The organism is Ferrimonas sp. (assembly GCF_048263965.1).
GTDB lineage: Bacteria > Pseudomonadota > Gammaproteobacteria > Enterobacterales > Shewanellaceae > Ferrimonas.
This window is the reverse complement of record NZ_JBLXDO010000010.1, coordinates 99,700-119,081: the sequence shown is the minus strand read 5'-3', so window position 1 is coordinate 119,081 and position 19,382 is coordinate 99,700. Positions and strand designations below refer to the sequence as shown.

14 protein-coding genes and 1 tRNA gene are annotated in these 19,382 nt (G+C 55.6%); 11 read left to right on the top strand and 4 right to left on the bottom strand.

Annotation, left to right across the window (positions count from 1 at the left end):
* The first annotated feature begins 112 nt into the window (after positions 1-112).
* From astE to nadA, 5 genes are all read left to right on the top strand, one after another.
* Positions 113-1,159: a succinylglutamate desuccinylase gene (gene astE, locus ACN0RV_RS11070; protein WP_417347658.1), complete on the top strand. Its 1,047-nt coding sequence runs from the start codon at positions 113-115 to the stop codon at positions 1,157-1,159.
* A gap of 235 nt (positions 1,160-1,394) precedes the next feature.
* Positions 1,395-2,570: a thiamine pyrophosphate-dependent dehydrogenase E1 component subunit alpha gene (locus tag ACN0RV_RS11065; RefSeq protein ID WP_417347657.1), complete on the top strand. Its 1,176-nt coding sequence runs from the start codon at positions 1,395-1,397 to the stop codon at positions 2,568-2,570.
* 3 nt (positions 2,571-2,573) lie between these two features.
* The gene (locus ACN0RV_RS11060; protein WP_286339699.1) at positions 2,574-3,551 is read left to right on the top strand and encodes an alpha-ketoacid dehydrogenase subunit beta; all 978 of its coding nucleotides are present in this window, start codon (positions 2,574-2,576) and stop codon (positions 3,549-3,551) included.
* Between the two features lie 11 nt (positions 3,552-3,562).
* Positions 3,563-5,140, top strand: a complete 1,578-nt coding sequence (locus ACN0RV_RS11055; protein WP_417347656.1) for a dihydrolipoyllysine-residue acetyltransferase — start codon at positions 3,563-3,565, stop codon at positions 5,138-5,140.
* Positions 5,141-5,337: 197 nt separating this feature from the next.
* The gene (nadA, locus tag ACN0RV_RS11050) at positions 5,338-6,402 is read left to right on the top strand and encodes a quinolinate synthase NadA (RefSeq protein WP_417347655.1); all 1,065 of its coding nucleotides are present in this window, start codon (positions 5,338-5,340) and stop codon (positions 6,400-6,402) included.
* 59 nt (positions 6,403-6,461) lie between these two features.
* Here the strand turns inward: nadA and ACN0RV_RS11045 are convergent, their stop codons facing one another.
* The gene (locus ACN0RV_RS11045; protein ID WP_417347654.1) at positions 6,462-7,016 is read right to left on the bottom strand and encodes a type II secretion system protein; all 555 of its coding nucleotides are present in this window, start codon (positions 7,014-7,016) and stop codon (positions 6,462-6,464) included.
* 133 nt (positions 7,017-7,149) lie between these two features.
* Between ACN0RV_RS11045 and ACN0RV_RS11040 the strand changes: the two genes are divergently transcribed.
* The 4 genes from ACN0RV_RS11040 (at position 7,150) to ACN0RV_RS11025 (ending at position 9,901) form a co-directional block, all read left to right on the top strand.
* Positions 7,150-7,929, top strand: a complete 780-nt coding sequence (locus tag ACN0RV_RS11040) for a CHAD domain-containing protein (RefSeq protein WP_417347653.1) — start codon at positions 7,150-7,152, stop codon at positions 7,927-7,929.
* Between the two features lie 103 nt (positions 7,930-8,032).
* Positions 8,033-8,120: transfer RNA gene (locus ACN0RV_RS11035), tRNA-Ser, on the top strand.
* 545 nt (positions 8,121-8,665) lie between these two features.
* Positions 8,666-9,370 carry a hypothetical protein gene (locus ACN0RV_RS11030; RefSeq protein WP_417347652.1) on the top strand — a complete coding sequence of 235 codons (705 nt, stop codon included), beginning with the start codon at positions 8,666-8,668 and terminating at the stop codon, positions 9,368-9,370.
* An 81-nt stretch (positions 9,371-9,451) separates the two neighbouring features.
* A complete protein-coding gene (locus ACN0RV_RS11025) occupies positions 9,452-9,901 on the top strand; it encodes an FKBP-type peptidyl-prolyl cis-trans isomerase (RefSeq protein ID WP_417347680.1) in 450 nt (149 codons plus the stop codon).
* A 182-nt stretch (positions 9,902-10,083) separates the two neighbouring features.
* On the opposite strand, the gene ACN0RV_RS11020 is transcribed toward ACN0RV_RS11025, so the two are convergent.
* From ACN0RV_RS11020 to ACN0RV_RS11010, 3 genes are all read right to left on the bottom strand, one after another.
* Positions 10,084-11,061, bottom strand: a complete 978-nt coding sequence (locus tag ACN0RV_RS11020) for a helix-turn-helix domain-containing protein (RefSeq protein WP_417347651.1) — start codon at positions 11,059-11,061, stop codon at positions 10,084-10,086.
* A gap of 231 nt (positions 11,062-11,292) precedes the next feature.
* Positions 11,293-13,128, bottom strand: a complete 1,836-nt coding sequence (locus tag ACN0RV_RS11015) for an Ig-like domain-containing protein (protein WP_417347650.1) — start codon at positions 13,126-13,128, stop codon at positions 11,293-11,295.
* A gap of 413 nt (positions 13,129-13,541) precedes the next feature.
* Positions 13,542-15,461, bottom strand: coding sequence for an Ig-like domain-containing protein (locus ACN0RV_RS11010; RefSeq protein ID WP_417347649.1), 1,920 nt, complete (start codon positions 15,459-15,461; stop codon positions 13,542-13,544).
* A gap of 448 nt (positions 15,462-15,909) precedes the next feature.
* Here ACN0RV_RS11010 and ACN0RV_RS11005 point away from each other — a divergent pair, with 448 nt between their 5' ends.
* Both ACN0RV_RS11005 and ACN0RV_RS11000 read left to right on the top strand, forming a co-directional pair.
* Positions 15,910-16,620, top strand: a complete 711-nt coding sequence (locus ACN0RV_RS11005) for a TetR/AcrR family transcriptional regulator (RefSeq protein ID WP_417347648.1) — start codon at positions 15,910-15,912, stop codon at positions 16,618-16,620.
* A gap of 578 nt (positions 16,621-17,198) precedes the next feature.
* Positions 17,199-19,043, top strand: a complete 1,845-nt coding sequence (locus tag ACN0RV_RS11000; RefSeq protein WP_417347647.1) for a cytochrome c3 family protein — start codon at positions 17,199-17,201, stop codon at positions 19,041-19,043.
* Positions 19,044-19,382: the final 339 nt, after the last annotated feature.

Sequence of the window (19,382 nt, the reverse complement as noted above, 5' to 3'; positions counted from 1 at the left end):
ATTTCTAGACGGCTAAACGTCCAAATGTCCGTAAACTGTATCAGCTCCATGACAGATTGCAACCCCGAATCTTAATCGTCCGGGGTGCCGCTTTCCCGCTTCTGAGGCTACAATGGCCGGCACAAGAAAAAAGCAATTGGAGTGCGACGTGTTATTTGAACACCAGGATCTTTTGGCGCTGACCTTGGCCCATCCCCATCCCCGCAAGCAGCCGCAAAGCCGCACACTGGCCGACGGCACCCTACTGACCCTCATCGACACCGGCATCCTGGCCATCGAACCGGCTGAGCCCGGCGACAGCGACATTGTGCTTTCCTGTGGTGTCCACGGCAATGAGACCGCTCCCATAGAGCTGGTGAATGATCTGGTGAACGCCATCATCGATGGCAGCCTCACCTGTCGCCAGCGGCTGCTGGTGCAACTGGGCAATACCCAGGCGATGGTCAATGGCACCCGGGGCGTGGCAGAGAACATGAACCGGTTGTTCAGTGGTGCCCACGCCAAGGGAGAGCCCAACGACGAGAAGCGTCGCGCCGCTTTGCTGGAGCAGACGGTCAGAGAGTTTTTCAAGGAGCCGGGGCGCAAGCGGTTCCACTACGACCTGCATACCGCCATCCGTGACTCCCAGCGGGAGAAGTTTGCGGTTTATCCCTACCGCCCGGGGCGTCCCTGGAGCATCGAGCAGATTCGATTCCTGGCCGGGTGTGGCGTGGAGACCATACTGCTGTCTCACAACCCCACCACCACCTACAGCTACTTCTCCTCCAACGAGTTTGGCGCCGATGCTTTTACCGTGGAGCTGGGCAAGGTGTTCCCCTTTGGCCACAACGACATGAGCCGCTTCGAGGCGTGCAAGGCCCAGCTGGCCAGGTTGATTGCCGCCGAGGCGCTGGAGTACCCGCCCCTGGAACAGAGCGTGGTGTTCGATGTGAGCCAGGTGGTGAACAAGCACCATGAGGATTTTCAGTTCACCTTTGCCGACGATCAGGCCAACTTCACCGAGTTTGCCCCGGGCCATCTGCTGGCCAACGATGGCGAGTTGGAGGTGAGGGTTGGGGAGGTGGCGGAGTCGATCATCTTCCCCAACGCCAACGTGGCCATCGGCCAGAGGGCGCTGCTGACCGTGGTGCCCACAGAGATAGACGACAGATTTGAGTAGATTCGGTGCCGGGGCGCTCTACAGATAGAATCACCTGTAGGGCGCTTTGATGAGAAGTCACTGTAAATATTGCGATACAGCTGACAAAGTGTGATCGCGATCATGGATGGCTCTCGCCTTGAGCACCCTCTGGGCAGGCAGTAACCTTAGCCCAAACATAACAATTCCGGACCTAGGTCCGGAGATAATAAACGGCCACGGATGTTGGCCCCAGACACAAGACGGAAGCGAAATAATGAGCCTCGAACCTCAGCATCAGGTGCACAAGGCGGTCATGACCTCGGGTCACGCTTTGAAGATCCCTGAACTTAAGATCTTGCAGTCCGACGGAACCCCTTACCCCGGCGCCACCCTGCCTGACATTGATCAGGAACTGGCGCTCAAAATCTACGACACCGCGGTGTTTACCCGGGTGCTGGATGAGCGGATGTTGGCCGCCCAGCGTCAGGGCCGCATCAGCTTCTACATGACCTGCATCGGCGAAGAAGCCGCCGTGGTGGGCAGCGCCGCAGCCCTGGGCCAGGATGACATGATCATGGCCCAGTACCGTGAACAGGCCGCCCTGCGATATCGCGGTTTTACCACCGAGCAGTTCATGAACCAGATGTTCTCCAATGTGAAGGACCTGGGTAAGGGCCGTCAGATGCCGATCCACTACGGCAGCAACGAGCTCAACTACATGACGGTCTCCTCGCCTCTGGGCACCCAGATCCCCCAGGCCGCCGGCTACGCCTATGGTCAGAAGCGGGCGGGTAAAGAGGCGGTGACCCTGTGTTACTTCGGTGAAGGCGCCGCGTCCGAGGGCGACTTCCACGCCGGTTTGAACATGGCGGCGGTGCTCAACTGCCCGGCCATCTTCTTCTGCCGCAACAATGGTTACGCCATCTCCACCCCCACCTCAGAGCAGTTTGCCGGCGACGGCATCGCCCCCCGTGGTGTGGGGTATGGCATCAACACCATCCGGGTGGACGGCAACGACATGCTGGCGGTACTGGCCGCCACTCAGCAGGCCCGCGCCATCGCCGTGGCGGAGAACAAGCCGGTGCTGATTGAGGCAATGAGCTACCGCCTGGGAGCGCACTCCAGCTCAGACGATCCCTCCGGCTACCGCTCCCGTGAGGAGGAGGCCAAGTGGCGCGAGCACGACCCTGTGCTGCGCTTCAAACTGTGGCTGCTGGCCCAGGGCTGGTGGAGTGAGGAGCAGGACGAGGCCCTCTATGACCAGTACCGCAAGGAGGTGCTGGCGGCGGTGAAGGTGGCGGAAACCCTGCCCAAACCCGCCTACGATACCCTGGTGACCGACGTGTACGACACCGTACCCGAGCACCTGGAGAAACAACTGCAAGAGACCCGGGATCACATGGCTCGTTACCCCGACCACTACCCCGCAGACAGTGGCAAGGAGGCGTAACCCATGGCCCAGATGAACCTGTTACAAGCGATCAACAGCGCCATGGACATCGCCATGGCCACCGATGACTCCGCCGTGGTGTTTGGTGAGGACGTCGGCCACTTCGGCGGCGTGTTCCGCGCCACCTCCAAACTGCAGGAGAAGTACGGCAAGGAGCGTTGCTTCAACACCCCGCTCACCGAGCAGGGGATCATCGGCTTTGCCAATGGTCTGGCTGCCCAGGGCAGCACCGCCATCGCCGAGATCCAATTTGCCGACTACATCTTCCCGGCCTTTGACCAGTTGGTTAACGAGTCCGCCAAGTTCCGTTACCGCTCCGGCAACGAGTTTGACGTCGGCCGCCTGACCGTGCGCACCCCCTATGGCGGTGGCATCGCCGGCGGTCACTACCACTCCCAGTCCCCGGAGGCCTACTTTACCCACACCCCAGGGCTGAAAATTGTGGTGCCGCGTAATCCCTATGAGGCCAAGGGATTGCTGTTGGCCTCTATCCGCGACGACAACCCTGTGGTGTTCTTCGAGCCCAAACGTCTCTACCGAGCCTCCGTGGGCGAGGTGCCCGAGGGCGAGTACACCATCAGCCTCTCCAAGGCAGAGGTGGTACAGAGCGGCAGCGACATCACCCTGCTGGGCTGGGGTGCCCAGATGGAGCTGATTGAGAAGGCCGCCAAGATGGCAGCCGACATCGGCATCAGCTGTGAGATCATCGACCTGCGTACCCTGCTGCCCTGGGACGTGGACACCGTGGCCAAGTCGGTATGCAAGACCGGCCGTTTGCTGGTGAGCCATGAAGCGCCCATCACCGGCGGTTTTGCCGGCGAAATCGCCGCCACCATTCAGCAGGAGTGCTTCCTGCATCTGGAGTCCCCCATCGCCCGGGTGTGTGGCATGGACACTCCATACCCCCTGGCGCTGGAGCAGGCGCATATGGCGGATCATCTGAAGATCTTTGAAGCCATCAAGGCCAGCGTAGAGTTTTAAGGGAGCGCAGCATGATTAAGGAATTTATCCTGCCGGACATCGGCGAAGGTGTCGTCGAGTGTGAGGTGATGGATTGGCTGGTGGCCGAAGGTGACGAGATCAAAGAGGATCAGGTGGTCGCCGAGGTGATGACAGACAAGGCCCTGGTGGAGATCCCCGCCCCCTACGATGGCAAGGTGGTCAAACTGCACTACAAAAAGGGCCAGGTGGCCAAGGTGCATGAGCCGCTGTTCTCGGTGGAGCTCAACGGTGCCAGCGCTGAGGTGGCCGCACCGGCTGTCCCCGCCAAGGCGCCTGAGCCACAGGCCCCCAAGGCCGAGTCTGCTGCTGTCCCCCAGGGCGAGCAGGTGGAGGAGTTTATCCTGCCGGACATCGGCGAGGGGATCGTCGAGTGTGAAGTGGCCGAATGGCTGGTGAGCGAAGGGGATGAGGTAGTCGAGGACCAGCCCATCTGTGACGTGATGACCGATAAGGCCCTGGTGCAGATCCCGGCGGTGAAGAGTGGCACCATCCACAAGCTTCACTACCAGAAGGGGGAGATCGCCAAGGTGCATGAGCCGCTGTTCTCCCTCAAGGTGAGTGGTGCGACTTCGGCCGAGCCTGCCAAAGCGGAGCCTGCTCCAGCGGCAGAGGTGCCGGCACAGGCGCCTGAACCGGTGAGCCGCCAGATAGCCGCCGACAGTGGCGCCGTGGCCCAGGGTAAGGCCCTGGCCAGCCCGGCGGTGCGGCGCATGGCCCGGACCCTGAATGTGGATATCGCCGAGGTGCCCGGCAGTGGCAAGAACGGCCGGGTCTACAAGGAGGACATTCAGGCCTTTGTGGATGGTCCGAGCCAGCCAGTGGCAGCTTCGCAGCCCGTGGTACAAGCTGCAGCCCCCGCTTCTCAAGACCGGGTGGAAGCCATCCGCGGCATCAAGGCGGCCATGGCCAGGCAGATGACCGCCTCGGTGCAGACCATTCCTCACTTTACCTATTGTGAGGAGCTGGATCTGACCGAACTGGTGGCCCTGCGCGCCTCCCTCAAGCAGCGTTATGCCGACAAGGGGATCAAGCTGACCCTGATGCCCTTTATCATCAAGGCGATGTCTGTGGCAGCCAAGGAGTACCCTGTGCTGAACGCCCAGGTGAACGACGACTGCAGCGAGATCACCTACAAGGGGGATCACAACATCGGCATGGCGGTGGACGGTAAGATGGGACTCATCGTACCCAACGTCAAGAAGGTGCAGGAGAAGTCTATTATCGAGGTGGCCCAGGAGGTGACCCGACTCACCACCGCGGCCCGTGATGGCCGGGTTTCCCCGGAAGACCTGCGCGATGGCACCCTGTCGGTGTCCAACATCGGCGCCCTGGGTGGCACCGTGGCCACTCCCATCATCAACAAGCCAGAGGTGGCCATTGTCGCCCTGGGTAAGCTGCAGACGCTGCCCAGATTCAACGACAAGGGCGAGGTGGAAGCGCGCACCATCATGCAGGTCAGCTGGTCCGGCGACCACAGGGTGATCGACGGCGGCACCATCGCCCGATTCTGTAACCTGTGGAAGTCGCTGCTGGAGAACCCGGCAGAGATGATGCTCCATCTCAGCTAAGTTCGATGAACCCCTTTATGGCGGGCCCTTCCGGGCCCGCCTGCATTCTGCTCTGGCCCTTCTGCCCATTTCCCACCCTATTGATGCACCAAAGTTAAGACAGTTTTGTCCTTCTTAATCGATTTTGTGACTTAGCACGGCGGTTCTAATTAGGTATAATGGCGTCAGACCCAAATTAGAGGCTGTTGTAAAGAATCATGATGGAAGTCCCTCAACTGGACGATATGCACTATCCCTTCCCGCCCAAGCCGGCCAAGCTGAGCGATGAGGAGAAGCAGCAGTATCGTGAGCGCATCAAGACCCTGCTGAAGCAGAAAGACGCCGTTCTGGTGGCGCACTACTACACCGACCCCGAGATCCAGGCCCTGGCTGAGGAGACCGGTGGCTGTGTGGCTGACTCCCTGGAGATGGCCCGTTTCGGCAACGAACACCCAGCCAAGACTCTGGTGGTGGCGGGCGTGCGCTTTATGGGGGAGACCGCCAAGATTCTCACCCCGGAGAAACGGGTGCTGATGCCGACCCTTGAGGCCACCTGTTCCCTGGATATCGGTTGTCCCGCCGATAAATTTGGTGAGTTCTGCGACCAGCACCCTGACCATACCGTGGTGGTGTACGCCAACACCTCGGCGGCGGTGAAGGCCCGTGCCGACTGGGTAGTGACCTCCTCCATTGCGCTGGAGATCGTTGAGCACCTGGACAGCGAAGACAAGAAGATCATCTGGGGGCCTGACCGTCACCTGGGCGGCTACATCGCCAAGCAGACCGGTGCCGAGATGATCATGTGGCAGGGCCACTGTGTGGTGCACGATGAGTTCAAGTACCGTGCCCTGGTGGACCTGAAGAAGCAGCACCCCGAGGCGGCGGTGCTGGTGCATCCGGAGTCGCCTGATTTCATTGTCGAGATTGCCGACGCCGTGGGGTCCACCAGTCAGCTGATCAAGGCCAGCCAGGAGCTGCCCAACAACACCTTCATCGTGGCCACCGACCGCGGCATCTTCTACAAGATGCAGCAGCTCTCTCCGGAGAAAACCTTCCTTGAGGCCCCCACCGGCGGTGATGGCGCGACCTGTCGCAGCTGTGCTCACTGTCCCTGGATGGCGATGAACGGCCTGCAGGCCATTGAGCGCTGTCTGAACACCGACGACCTGACGGATCATGAGGTGTTTGTGGATGAGTCTCTGGCTGAAAAGGCGATGATTCCGCTAAACCGGATGCTGGACTTTGCCGCCGACCTGCGCATGCAGGTAAAGGGCAACGCCTGACACCAAGGCGATAACAGGAAACGGGGCCATAGGCCCCGTTTTTTTATGCTCTCAACCCATCAGTAGCGGGTGGTGATCTCCCCGGTCAGGCCGTTATAGGTGAGCCTGGGGCTGGCCAGGCCCTCACCGGAGGCGACATAGTAGAGGTCACACTGGTGGACACCAGCGTAATGGATCACCAGGGTGTGGTAGTTGGCCGCGTCCTGGTAGCTGGCCTCGTTTTGGGGCAGGGCGCTGATGTTGTGCTCGGGAATCGGTTCGAGCAGTCCCTCCACCGTCTGCAGGCAGTCGGCAAAGTCACTGATTCGGCCATCTCCAAGGCCAGCCTCCGGGTAGCAACTGCCCAGGGTACTGGAGCGGACGCCCAACTCCGGAAAATCGAGGCCGCCGCCAATCCCCAGGGCACCCTGACCAACGATATCGCCGCCCCTGGCCATGCACAGGCCGTGAAACTGGCCGACCGCAGAACTGAATGCGCCAAAGATGGTTCTGGCCTGGGCCTGGTGGGCATCGTCATTCAGGGAGATAAAGCGTGGCAAGGCCACTGTCGCGAGCAGCGCCAGCAGAATGATGACGACCACGATCTCTATGAGGGTAAATCCTCGTGATGGCAAAGGAGTGACTCCTGACTTTTCTCTCTGTGTTCGAGGATAGAAAACTGATGTCCCTGGGTAAAGGGCGATGACAGCAAAGCCTGATTTGGGTTCGCCGTCTAGACTGAACACAGTTGAATTCAGGAGGTGATCTATGACGCGCCGGTTGATCCCCGCACTTCAGCCACGGTTGGCGGCACTGTATCTGCACGCGCTTGAGCAGGGGATGGCGATGGATTGTCATGGGGATATCGAACCTCTGCACCGGTATCGTGTGGCCCTGAGAAAGTTGCGTTGCCTGCTTAAGCTCTACCGTCCCTACCTGCCGGAGCAACCGGTGCAAGCGTTGCTGGCCAGCACGGGGCAGCAAGCTCGTATCAGCAACCGGATGCGTGATCTGGACGTGTTTGCCGAGTCTCTGGGGCGGGCGCATCCATTGGCTGCTCAGGTGGAGCGGTGGCGGCAGCAGAGTTTCACCGAGCTCTATCTTGCTCTGGGCCAGCTCAAGCGGGAGAGGATGCTGTGCCAGACCTGTCTCTCTGTGCCCTGGGGCAAGGACAAGGGGTCCTTTGAGGAGGTGACCGACCAGGTGGAGCGCAAACTGACCAGCAAGGCACACAAGGACCTGCAGAAAGCTCGGGAGAGCGGTGCCCCGGAAGCCTGGCACCGGCTCAGGCTGAGAATCAAGGCTCAGCGTTACCTCAAAGAGGTGTGTTTGCCCCACAAGCCCTGGAAGCGGGAAAAGGCGCTGCAGGATGCGCTGGGGGAGCTCAATGACAGTTGCAGCCAGATAGGGTTTCTTGAGTCCAGGTTGGATGAAGTGGACACTGGGATGAGGCCGTTGATGGAGAGGCTGCTTCAGGACACCCGGGAGCGAATGGCGCAGCAATTGGCGGCGCTGAACCAGCAGAGTTGGCACTCTGAACAAAATTAGAGCATTCAACAGAAAAACCGAAAAAAGGGTTTGCAATCCCAGTCTCACCTCCCTAATATACGCATCCGCAGCAACGATGAAGCATCGCTGTTAGCAACAATTTGGTTAGGTGTCCGAGTGGCTGAAGGAGCACGCCTGGAAAGTGTGTATACGGCAACGTATCGAGAGTTCGAATCTCTCCCTAACCGCCATATTAGAAGAAAGGCTCAATCGAAAGATTGGGCCTTTTTTCGTTTGGTTAGGTGTCCGAGTGGCTGCCCCGCGAAGCGGAAAAAGAGGCACGCCTATGTGTGCGCAGCCCAAGCCGCTATCCCACTCAGCCCTCATAAAACTCCAATGCCAATACAGCAACTGAGGCCGATGGGCTGCCATGCATACCTGGAAAGTGTGTATACGGCAACGTATCGAGAGTTCGCAACGAAGTAACGCCGAAGGCGATCATCTCTCCCTAGTTCGGCCCCGCGGCGGTGGTTTGAAAAGCTGCCTTTGAATTGTTCGTTAAGACAGCGTCGTTGATTCGTGCCGCCTTCGGCGATCATCTCTCCCTAATTCGGCGCCGCAGTGGCAGTTCGAAGAATGGTCTTTGAACTCGTAGCCACAGCGACCTCATTGACTTGTGCAGTCTCCGGCGATCGGCCCCCCCTTGTCTCTTGTTGCCACCCATCCTCTACGCTGATCACCAATTGCGACTATTCTTGATGGTTATTGCCTCAGGTTGCGCCCTTAAGGAGCCGCCGTGCCCCTCACCCGAACCCTGGCCAGGCGCCTGGTCAACTACCAAGACAGCCGCTGCCTGGGGGCGAGGTTGAGGCGCGCCAGGTTGGAACCTCTGCTTGAGATGATTCAGCGCTTGTCGGCCAGCGGTCAGCCGGTAAAACTGCTGGATATTGGCGGTACCGAGCAATACTGGCGCATCGTTCCTGAGTCCTTTTTGTCAAAGCACAAGGTGGAGATCACCATTGCCAACCCGGCTCCTCATAAGCGAGATACCGGCTGTGGCCACTTTCGCCAGCTTAAAGCCGATGGCTGTAACCTGAGCCTGTGCGAGGACCGAAGCTTTCACCTGGTGCACTCCAACTCGGTGATTGAGCATGTGGGAGACTGGCAGCGGATGAAGCGCTTCGCCGCCGAGGTGGCCAGAGTCGGTCAGGGCTATTTTGTGCAGACCCCGCACTACTGGTTTCCCATGGAGCCTCACTGCATGACTCCCTGCTTTCACTGGTTGCCCCGCCCCTGGAGGCTGGCCCTGGTGCAGCGTTTCGCCCTGGGAAACTGGAAGCAGGCGAGAAATTTGGAGCAGGCGATGACCACAGTGGACAGTGCACGGCTGCTGAATACTCCCATGATGGCGGCACTGTTTCCTGATGGGGAGCTTCGCTATGAGCGTATCTTGGGTCTGCCCAAGTCCATTCTTGCTCTCCGTCAGCCACCATTGCCTTGAGCCCGGGTCACTGCCCCTGCTACCATGAAATCTGTTTAGATATCGAGAGGATAAACAGTGTCCAAGTACATTATTATCGCCATGGTGGTGCTGCTGATCGGCTACTTCTTCTATAAGAGTTCCGCCAATGGCAAGGTGGCTCAGGAGAATGCCCGTATCGGCGATGAGTTTCTTGAGGAAAACGCCAAGCGCGATGGGGTGATCACCACAGAAAGCGGCCTGCAGATGCTGGTGCTGCAGCCTGGCGCCGGCGCGGTGCACCCAACTGCCAAGGACAAGGTGAAGGTTCACTACCACGGTTCTCTGCTGGATGGCACGGTGTTTGATAGCTCAGTGGATCGCGGTGAGCCTATCGAGTTCAAGCTGAATCAGGTGATCCCCGGTTGGACCGAGGGCGTGCAGCGCATGGTAGAGGGTGAGAAGACCCGCCTGTTTATCCCCGCTCGACTGGCTTATGGCAATCGCGGTGTGGGCAAGATCCCTCCAGGATCCCTGCTGATCTTCGAAGTGGAGCTGCTGGCCATTAACTAAGGCCAAAGTCTCCATCAAAAAAACGCCCCTGAACCTGAGTTTGGGGGCGTTTTTTTCTTTCCAGAGCTCCCAATTGGCAGGACCGCCTGCCTTCTCGGCTTCGAAGGCGTGACTGGGCCTTACCCCCTCCTGCCGGTACCGGTTTGCGCTAGCCGGCGAATGTGCCTGCTGACGTCGGTGCTTTAGACGGGGCTGAAGAGGTGATTTTCGCCTAGCGGCTTGCCTCCCGGGTTCATCCACCACTCCTTGTACTCCTTAAATGTCATGCCGCTGGCGTGTACGAACCTCTTTGTGACAGAGCTTTGGCTGCGTATTCCGAATTCGTGCATCACCGCCTTCACATTCCAGTTGTGCCGAACAACAGCCTGCTGAATCCTGGAAAAAATCGCCGCATTAACCATCTTTAGGGGCGTCGTTCCATGCTGTCGCAGCACTATTTCCAGATGCCGGCGTGAGCAACCCAGCATCAGGGACAACTGCTCTACATTGAGGCATTCGAAGGGTAGGGAGTTCAGTGCCCCCTGAACCTGCCTGATGACGCCAATGCGCTTACCCAGGCAACCTGCGCCGGGCGAAGCCGTGCTGCCGTCAGGGCCGTTGATAGTGAATTCGAAGGCATCGCCATCAAATTCCGCGTGTTCCAGGCAGGGCTTGTCTCCTCCATAAAACCTCCCTCCAAGAGGCAGCTTCAGTGTCATTGAGCTTGGTTTCAGCCCGGCATAACGCATCATCAACTGCAGGAAGATGATCATGTTCAGGTCACTGTATTTACCCACCAGGTCCTTCCTTGCGTGAGTGTGGGAGAGCCTCAGGGATGTGCCGTCGCAGGCAATGGATAGGTTGGGGTTGGCTATGGTTGAAGAGTAAACCAACAAGTATCGACACATTGAGGAGAGGGCAAGGTTATCTTGACCGACAATATTGGGTAACACGGGGTGGGTTGAGGTGGCCATTCTGTGGAGGTGGTCCGTAAAAAACTTATCGCTGCCCGCTTCCTCCTCCATGACTTGAAATATTCTGTTTGCGGTGAGTTTACCTATTGGCTCTAAGTCATGCAGTTGCAGAATATGATTATAAGGTTTAAGCCTGGATACCCCCATCTCTCTGCCTGATTTCAACAGTGATTTTACGGAGATGGCTGGAGAGATTTCGTATTGCATTAGGCATCCATGGAGCATAAGCCGGAATATATCACCTGACTCTAGCTAAGGAGGTGGGGGGCACCAACTGTGACTTTACACAGACTTGTGGTCTTTATGTCCTGCATCACCGAAACAATCAACTGGCAACCATGTTTACCGCAGGTCTATTTGTAGCTATGGGACCGATAGAAAAAGGCGCTTCATCGAAGCGCCTTAGAAAACTCAACCAGTGATAATTAACTGCATCGATTATTGAGTGCTTGCATCCAAGAATCTTTGGTAGCGCTTCTCACCTTCGATGAGCTTGTTACGCTCTTCATCACTGAATACGCCGGGAGTGGGGAACTCTGCACTATGGCAGCTTGAACAGGCGTTAGGCATGATGTCGAACTGAGTGCATTGCTTCATGTTCGGCGGGTAGGCGAAGTTTTCATAGCAATTGCCCATAGCCTGGATGGTCTGCCAGGCCTTGGTCAGATCCTGCTCCTCATCTGCGCCCTCCTCAGTAAAGGGGAGAAGCGCATCATAAACAGCCAAAGAGTCGGTTGGCGAGTAAGCCTTGAATGAGTGGCTGCGAATATCATAACGACGTGAGCGCTCAAAACTGTGCTTGCTGAATGGCATGTGACAATCGATGCAATCAACGCCCAGCATATCGTGGCTGGTCATCTTGTGAGCCGCATTGTCCTTATCCGTGTGACAGGAACTGCACAACTGGTCACCCGGCAACTTGAGTTCCTGGGAGTGGGGGTTATGACAGGAACTGCATGTCAGTCCAGCCTCACCGTGGGACGATGCCGCGATCTCCTCCGGATGGCTCTTGGAGCCGCGTTTATGGCCGTTACCGATCCAGTTTGCCCTTTCCATATAGGTGTAGAACTCGAAGAGGTTGTCGCCAACATTGAAATGCTCACCTTTGTCTTCCGGGTTGTCCTCATTGAACTTGTAGGGCAGCTCCAATGCATATGGGATAGGCTTGTTCGCCGGCATGCCTGACTGGTGACAATTGGAGCATTCTGAGCCCCTGTTCTCGCCTGTCAGGTCCGCTGGATTGACAATATCGTCTTTGTTCATGGATCGACTGTGCTTGGCACCGGGCCCATGGCATTTTTCACAACCCGTTTCCCAGTGTGCGTCCCAGATATTGGATTCGGTGACCACTGGGAAGCCGATAGGCAGCTGTTCCCATTTATCAATTTCAAATGCAGTCAGGTGACACTCTGCGCATTTGTTCTCGTAGGAGGATATCGATCTGTACATGCTCCACGTGGGCTCGGCGATGAATGAACCATCTGGGTTATACCAGAAGTAAGACAGCCAGGTTGTCCATCGCTCGTTTTCGCCGACACCTGTGTCGGGCCAATACACCAGTGGCAGTACCTGTAGGGAGTTCTTTTCTTCGTCATAGCTGAAGAAATTGATTTGGGTGCGATAGCCAACGGCGTCGATTTTATAGGAGACCTCCTTAGTGGCATCCACACCGTCATGCAGAGTCACCCAATATTCATCTCCTTTCATAAAGGTGGTGTATTTATGCTGATAGTCGGCATAGACAACCCGGGGCGTATCTTCTGTGCCCCAGGGCGCATCGATGGTATGGCCCTCTTCGGTGTAGAGTTTGCGCATCACGGTAGCATGCCGGGTATCTTTCCACTCGTCATACTGACGACTGTGACAGGTGGAACACTCCTTTGAGCCGACAAACTCTCCCCGGCTTAAGGGAGGCAGCTCAGTGTCCTTTTCGAGAACGTTGATGGTAATGGAGGAGCTGGCCTCCAGTGTACCGTCGGAGATTGTATAAGAGATGGAGATCTCGCCCGGTGGCTGATCCTCCTCGGCGGCATAGAGTACCTGATTATCCTCGACGGTCAGGTTGCCGGCCTTAACGACGCTCAGTGTGTCGCCGTCCGGGTCGGTGTCGTTTGCCAATACATCGATTGATACTGTCTCTCCCTGATAGAGGGTTACCTCATCCGGGTTTGCCAAAGGCGCGGAGTTTTTTACCTCAGGCGGGCTGTCATCACTGCCATTGCAACCAAAAAGCAATGGAATTAAAGCAGCACACAATAGGTTTACTTTTCTCATCATCATTCCTGTAAAAATATTAAATGGCGAGCTGCATGGCTGCGGTTCGCTACTCTATTTTTCCCTTAGGGATGATTTGAAGACAAATGCAAAACTTTTCCGATTAGCGAACGGTGTGGTGCCGATCGCCTAAACAGTTCACAAATTCATACTTGATTCGGAAGTGGAAGTAGTGACGGACAAAATTAGAGGTTTGGCATCTATATATTGTGCCGAATTTTATCCGTTGGACGATGAGCCCAAGGTGAAATGATTCACTTTTGGGTGAGGTATATGTGGGTGGAAAGGTGTTATTTCGCCATTGAGATTAAAGCTCTTGGTACCTTGCTGGCTAATGACGCCGAATACAAAAAAGGGCAGCGGCTGGTGCCGCTGCCCTGAATTAACCACTTTTAGGGTTAGGTAAGTAGGTGTTACTTCTGCTGGTCCAGGAAGCGCTGGTAGCGCTCTGTGCCTTCAACCAGTTTGGCGCGTTCGGTCTCGTCGAACACCCCAGGCTTGGGATATTCACCGTCGTGACAGTCGCTGCAGGCATTGGGCAGGACATCGAAGTAATCACACACCTGGCTCGGGCGGAAGATTCCGTCGCTGTAACACACTCCATTGGCGCCACCCATCATCTGGATGTAGTTCCACCAGTTGGTCATCACGGGATCGGTGCCTTCACCACGGGAGTAGGGGGCAAGGGCATCGAAGTTGGCCAGGGACTCGGCCGGGCTGATGGCATCGAAGCTGTGGTTGTCGTTGCTCCAGCGGTTGGCGACCGATTCGGTGGCGACGAAGTGACAGTCAACGCAGGAGACACCCACCATGTCGTGGATTGGCAGGGTGTGGTTGGTGCCGCGGTCCTGGTGACATTGGGTGCACACAGCATCTCCCTCTTTCTGCATGCCCATGGCGTGAGGGTCATGACAGGTCACGCAGTCGATCTGCATCTCGAAGTGCTTGGAGGTCATGTAGGTGGCCACCTGATTCTTCTGCCCCTTGGGGTAGTCGGTGCCAAGGAACACGTCCTGGGTATCCACTTCGGTAAACAGGCTCAGGTCATCGCCGGTCCGGTAGTGCTTTCCGGGGTTGGTGGTGATGTTTCCACCTTCATCGAACTCAGGCAGGTAGGGCTGAGAGTAGTGGTAGATGTCCGGATGCTTGGCCATCTGGTGGCATTGGGCGCAGGAATCCACGGATTGCTGGAAGCTCATCTTGCCTGGGTTGGTGATGTCGTCGCCCCTCATGCTGGTGGCGTGAATGGAGCCCTCGTTGTGGCAGCGTTCGCAACTGATGCCATCCTCTACCGCATCGGAGTCTTTGGAGTTGGTGTGGGCTGCCAGCATGGTGTATTTTTCGCTGACGTCCCACCCCTCAATATTGCCGCCAGTGGTGTGACAGGTGAAGCACTGGTTGTCCCAGCTCATCTTCTTAAGTTCTTCACGCTGGTCGATGGGGCCAGCAGGCGGGAAGTATGACATAACCATCTCGCCGTCTTTGACCAGGCTGCCGTCCTGGTTCCAGAAAATCCCGGTGGTGTAGAACGAAGTGAACCGGGCCACATCGCCGTTATTATACCAGGCAAAGGGCATCATCCGGCCATAACTGCTCTCCACGTTTGGATCGTTGTCGGAGGGGAAGTCGTAGCTGACGAATTGCTTGGAGGTGGTGCTGGAGATGCCGTCGATACGGTACACCACAGACTCGTCAGTATTGACCGCATCGTGCAGTTCGGCGTAGTACTTACCATCGGCCCCTTTATAGGTGGAGAACTCCATGTTGGGTTTGCCATAAATGGTGTGACGCTTGGGGTCGGCCTCGGTGCCCCAATCCAGTTCCGGGATGATTACCTCAATGGTCTTGTTTTCCTTGGTGTAGAGGCGACGGTAATCCTGGGCGTGCTTGGTGGGCTGCCAATCGTTGTAGTGGCTGGAGTGGCAGCTCTTACAGGTTTTGGCGGTAACGAAAGTGGCCTCGGTCGGCTCGATGACGCCATCTTCGATGGTGATGTAGACGGTTCCCTTGGTTTGGTTCTCACCGTCGGAGACGGTGTAGCTGAAGCTGGACTCACCCAGGGGGGCATCGGCTGCGGCACTGAAGCTCAGTTTGCCATCTCCGGTGATGGTCAGGTCGCTGGACACTATGGTGAGGGTGTCGCCATCGGCGTCGGTGTCGTTGGCCAGGGCATCGATCACCAGCGTGTCGCCACGGTTTATGGTGGCGTAATCGGGCTGGGTGACCGGAGCGCGGTTGTCAGGCAGTTGTATTATCTTGTTGTTGTCATCACTGCCACAGCCAACCAGGCCCACTGACAGTGCCAGCATGAGGGGCGTAGTTTTCTTCATCATCACTTGGTTATCCTTTTTGCGCATTTTTCTTTGCAAATAGATCGTACCGTGGAAAGGCATTGGCGCTGAGTGAGCGCGCTGACAGAGATTCATGGGCTGGGTGTCTCTTAGGTCGAGGCGTGACATTTCCTTTACAAACCTGCATCTGGGGCGAAACAGTTTCATTTTCAGGGTTTGAATAGGCCGGCCAGGTCACGGACTGTAGGTCATCGTCTGGCTACCTATGTCAAAAAGTGGAGAAGTTCTCCAATCGGTTGGGAAGGGGCGTGGTTGTTAATAATCCTCTTTTAAAATCAATCTCTTCAGTATGTTGCTGCTAGTTGCTGGTAATGCCGTTCGTGAGATAAAGGGTGAAATTTTCAGATTCATCGACGCGGGTGAATTCGCCTTGCCAACGAATCGAATGTAGAGTCCACTGCCACAGAGTTATCAAGCTAAGGGGCCAGCAATGGAAAACGACAACGCTCGAAAGTTGAAAGTAGCCAAAATTGCATTAGGAATGATTCGGGAACGCGGTTACTTGCAGTTTACTATGAATGACCTCAGTAAGGCCGCTAATGTTTCTCCTGGCACATTATATCGGACGTTCCCATCTAAAGATGACCTGCTCGTTTATCTGTTCGGATCCGTTGTAGGATCCTTGAGAGCATCATTAAGAATGTTCGACCGTATGGACCTCTCTGAAAGAGAAAAAGTGATTTGTCGAATCTGCTATCAGTATTATATTCGAAGCTATAACCCAGATCTTTCATCCCTGGACTTGATCGGTACAAATGCTGCGATTTTTAACCAGGCATCTCAGGAAACCAGGAATCGATTCAAAGAGATTTTTGATGAGACAACTCAGTGGCAGGCCGCTAACTTCACCAATTTGGTTTTCACGGGGAAATTGATTTGTAGCAAAGAGGAGTTAAAAAAGACCATTAAACGGTTGATAGTAATTTCCAGAGGCGGAATGGTTATAGCAAATCATATATTTGTCGAGAAAGAGATGTATCAGATAGAAGATCTGATGGAGTTTTGTGATTTGGTCCTGGAGCAGTTGACTTGGATTGGGAACGAGGGACGATGTGATTTTAGACTCATTCTATTGGCGATGCGTACCGTTCGCGACAAGTCAGCATCTGGTCATTCATCTCAGTTTCCTTTTGCCAGATAACGCTCTTTATATGGTTATTTCATAGGGCTGTATTCGATTTCTGATTCTTCCAAAGGGGGCTACGAATGATCGGCGGATTAATCTTTGGGCTCCCTCTGATTTTTGCTGGCTGTCTGATGATGAGTACGGTGGAGAAACTCTCCATTTCCCTGATCTCACTCGAGCATTAGTGAGGTGTTGATCATGCAAGGGGAGCGAGAAAGTGAAAAAGTATTCTGATGAGTGTGGCGGAAACGTTATCCCCATAGAAAAAAGCGTGAGGTTAAGCGTTTTGCACCTTTGGTGAGAAGCCTCTAGCGGTAAAAAACGTGGTCGAATTTACAATATTTGGTGCTGGTAGATACTGAGTCGCTCTAAGTTGACAGAGGATCAGTCTATCGTTTTTCCCTAAGTTACATTGGATTCGCTTATATGCCTGTCCAGGGATTTGTAGTATCAAAATTTGGATGATGATTATGAGACCATGTAGACTCGCGCAACTGTGCGCGTCATATCTGTTATTGGCTACGCTGACCGCTTGCGGTGGCTCCGATGGTGATGAATCAACGGCTCCGGAAGTGCCCCCGGTAGAGCCGCCCGTGGGCAGCAAACCTCACCAATCACTGGATATTGTGCAGCCACAAAAGGCCAGTTTCGACGGTGAGATCACCATCTATCTTGGCAGGTGGTACCCCTGTATGGAGCGTGAATACAAGGGTGACGGTGTCGACATCAGTCAATATTGCACCGGTGATGAGCCCCCAACGCCGATGGGTGAATACGCGGATAACGAGTTTAACCGCAATAAAATTACCCCGGATGATAGTAAGTACATCTTCAAGGTGAAGGCCGATGACATCAAGGCCTATGCGGCACAGCCGGACTCCCCCATTCCCCTTCGCCCCGATGTCTATGCTGAAGGCCATTTCTCGGTAATGGATGTGGTGCTCTATGCCTCTCACGTCCGCGACGACCTGGATGTGAAAGCGATCTGGAGTGAGGAACTTGGCACCCATCTGCTCAGCACCGCCTGGGACACCGATGGCGATGGCACCCTGTCTGAAACCGAATTGAATAACCGGAGCACTGACTGGTATCCCTCCTACATCTGGCATGACGGCGAGTTCGATCGCCTCCAGGGTACGCCAAACCTGGAGACGGTGTATGTTCGCGCCGACCTAGGCCTTGCCAAGAGCAAGATGCGTATCCGCATCCAGCCATACAATTCCGCCGTGACCGAGCGTCGTAACATGCAGTTCAAACTGCAAGCGGATCGTAGGCGAGCAAACGGCGATAAAGTCATTGTGCCTTTGGTGTGGGCAATTGATGCCCAGGGCAATGACGTGGTGAAAGTTCAAAACCTGGAAGTGACCGCCCACGACCTTCGCACAGACATCTTCCAGCCCGGCGTGATCACATCCATGGATGTGTGGCTGTCGCTTCAGGACCAGGGATTGGCCGATGTGCGCTTCACCTATTGGGGCACCATGTCGACGGAAGCGGAAGTAAACAACTACGCGCTGACGTCCGTCAATGGTCTGCGTGCTCAGGGAATGGTGGGCTGGGCTGCGGCAACCGGCGAAATGTTTACAACTCAGGACTTCTTCCTGGATGACCTGGAATGGCCAACCCCCAGTGCACTGATGGCAGCCGACAGAGGGGAAGGCGATCCTAAGCTCAAGGGCAAATGTCAGTGGATGCATGGCGGTCAGGGCCATACCATCGAATCCGCCCAAATCTGTATCGACGAGTGGTATAACAAGTTTGGTGGATTCATGGACCACGACATGCCTGATCAGGAGGTCATGCACTATCCAAAGGGAGTGATTTTTGCTGGCTATCAGACGTGGATGCCTGGTCAGTTTGACATCACCGAACGCCATTTCGTGGATGAAGATGGAGACTATGAAAACCAGGTAATCGCCGACATCAATGACGCCATTGCGCCTTTGACCGACGATCACTTTGGTTGGGGAATTGCCGACTGCCGCAACTGTCACGATGATGTGCATAAGGGCTCACTGGGGGTAGAGCAGCCCTATGAGTGTGCCGCTTGTCACGGCAGCAATGGCGCCATGAAGGGGCATGGTGAAGTCAGCCGCTGCTTCTGGTGTCATACCGAAGACAATCAGATGGCTCACCACGGTTCGGCATCGGGTTTCATGAAGTTTGGTGACGTTGAGTGCCAGGGTACCAGCGTGACCGGTTTGAACCTCGATGGTATGCAAGAGGGTTCTTGTGCCAATGCAGTGAATACCCTGGATGCAGAGCGCCTTGCTGGTCCTAATGGCGAGTGGGGGGGCATTAAGCAGCCCATCCATGACCAGGCGGATAACCTGCAGTATTACGGAGCCGGTGAACGTACGGGTATCAACAGCGACTGGCACAACAGTGAGGACTTCCCTGATCCTTACTCCTGTGTAACTTGTCATCCCAACGACTAGCGCCAGGAATCTGAGTCAAGCATTTGTCAGGCGATGATATTTGTCTTGACTGAGAAGAATGAGCTCAGAATAAAATAGAAGGCATACCAATGTTGGTATGCCCTTTTTGACGATACGCCTGGTTATTTGGACTGCGATTCACCCTAAGGTGACAAAAGGTTGGTATTGACGACTTGCTTTTAATGGTTGCCAGGAAGGTAAAATCGGAACATGTAAAGATGTTCCTTCTTTATAACTCTGATGCAGTGCTACTTGGTGAGCCTTTCATTGAAGTTAATGGAGCAGTAGCGAGGAGATGCAATCCTACTTCTGAATTGCTGTCCATAACGAGGTGTATAG

Excerpts from the sequence above, each read along its gene's own strand:
- astE (WP_417347658.1), top strand. The coding sequence starts at position 113 with ATGGCCGGCACAAGAAAAAAGCAATTGGAGTGCGACGTGTTATTTGAA.
- ACN0RV_RS11065 (WP_417347657.1), top strand. The coding sequence starts at position 1,395 with ATGAGCCTCGAACCTCAGCATCAGGTGCACAAGGCGGTCATGACCTCG.
- ACN0RV_RS11060 (WP_286339699.1), top strand. The coding sequence starts at position 2,574 with ATGGCCCAGATGAACCTGTTACAAGCGATCAACAGCGCCATGGACATC.
- ACN0RV_RS11055 (WP_417347656.1), top strand. The coding sequence starts at position 3,563 with ATGATTAAGGAATTTATCCTGCCGGACATCGGCGAAGGTGTCGTCGAG.
- nadA (WP_417347655.1), top strand. The coding sequence starts at position 5,338 with ATGATGGAAGTCCCTCAACTGGACGATATGCACTATCCCTTCCCGCCC.
- ACN0RV_RS11040 (WP_417347653.1), top strand. The coding sequence starts at position 7,150 with ATGACGCGCCGGTTGATCCCCGCACTTCAGCCACGGTTGGCGGCACTG.
- ACN0RV_RS11025 (WP_417347680.1), top strand. The coding sequence starts at position 9,452 with ATGGTGGTGCTGCTGATCGGCTACTTCTTCTATAAGAGTTCCGCCAAT.
- ACN0RV_RS11020 (WP_417347651.1), bottom strand. The coding sequence starts at position 11,061 with ATGCAATACGAAATCTCTCCAGCCATCTCCGTAAAATCACTGTTGAAA.
- ACN0RV_RS11015 (WP_417347650.1), bottom strand. The coding sequence starts at position 13,128 with ATGAGAAAAGTAAACCTATTGTGTGCTGCTTTAATTCCATTGCTTTTT.
- ACN0RV_RS11010 (WP_417347649.1), bottom strand. The coding sequence starts at position 15,461 with ATGATGAAGAAAACTACGCCCCTCATGCTGGCACTGTCAGTGGGCCTG.
- ACN0RV_RS11005 (WP_417347648.1), top strand. The coding sequence starts at position 15,910 with ATGGAAAACGACAACGCTCGAAAGTTGAAAGTAGCCAAAATTGCATTA.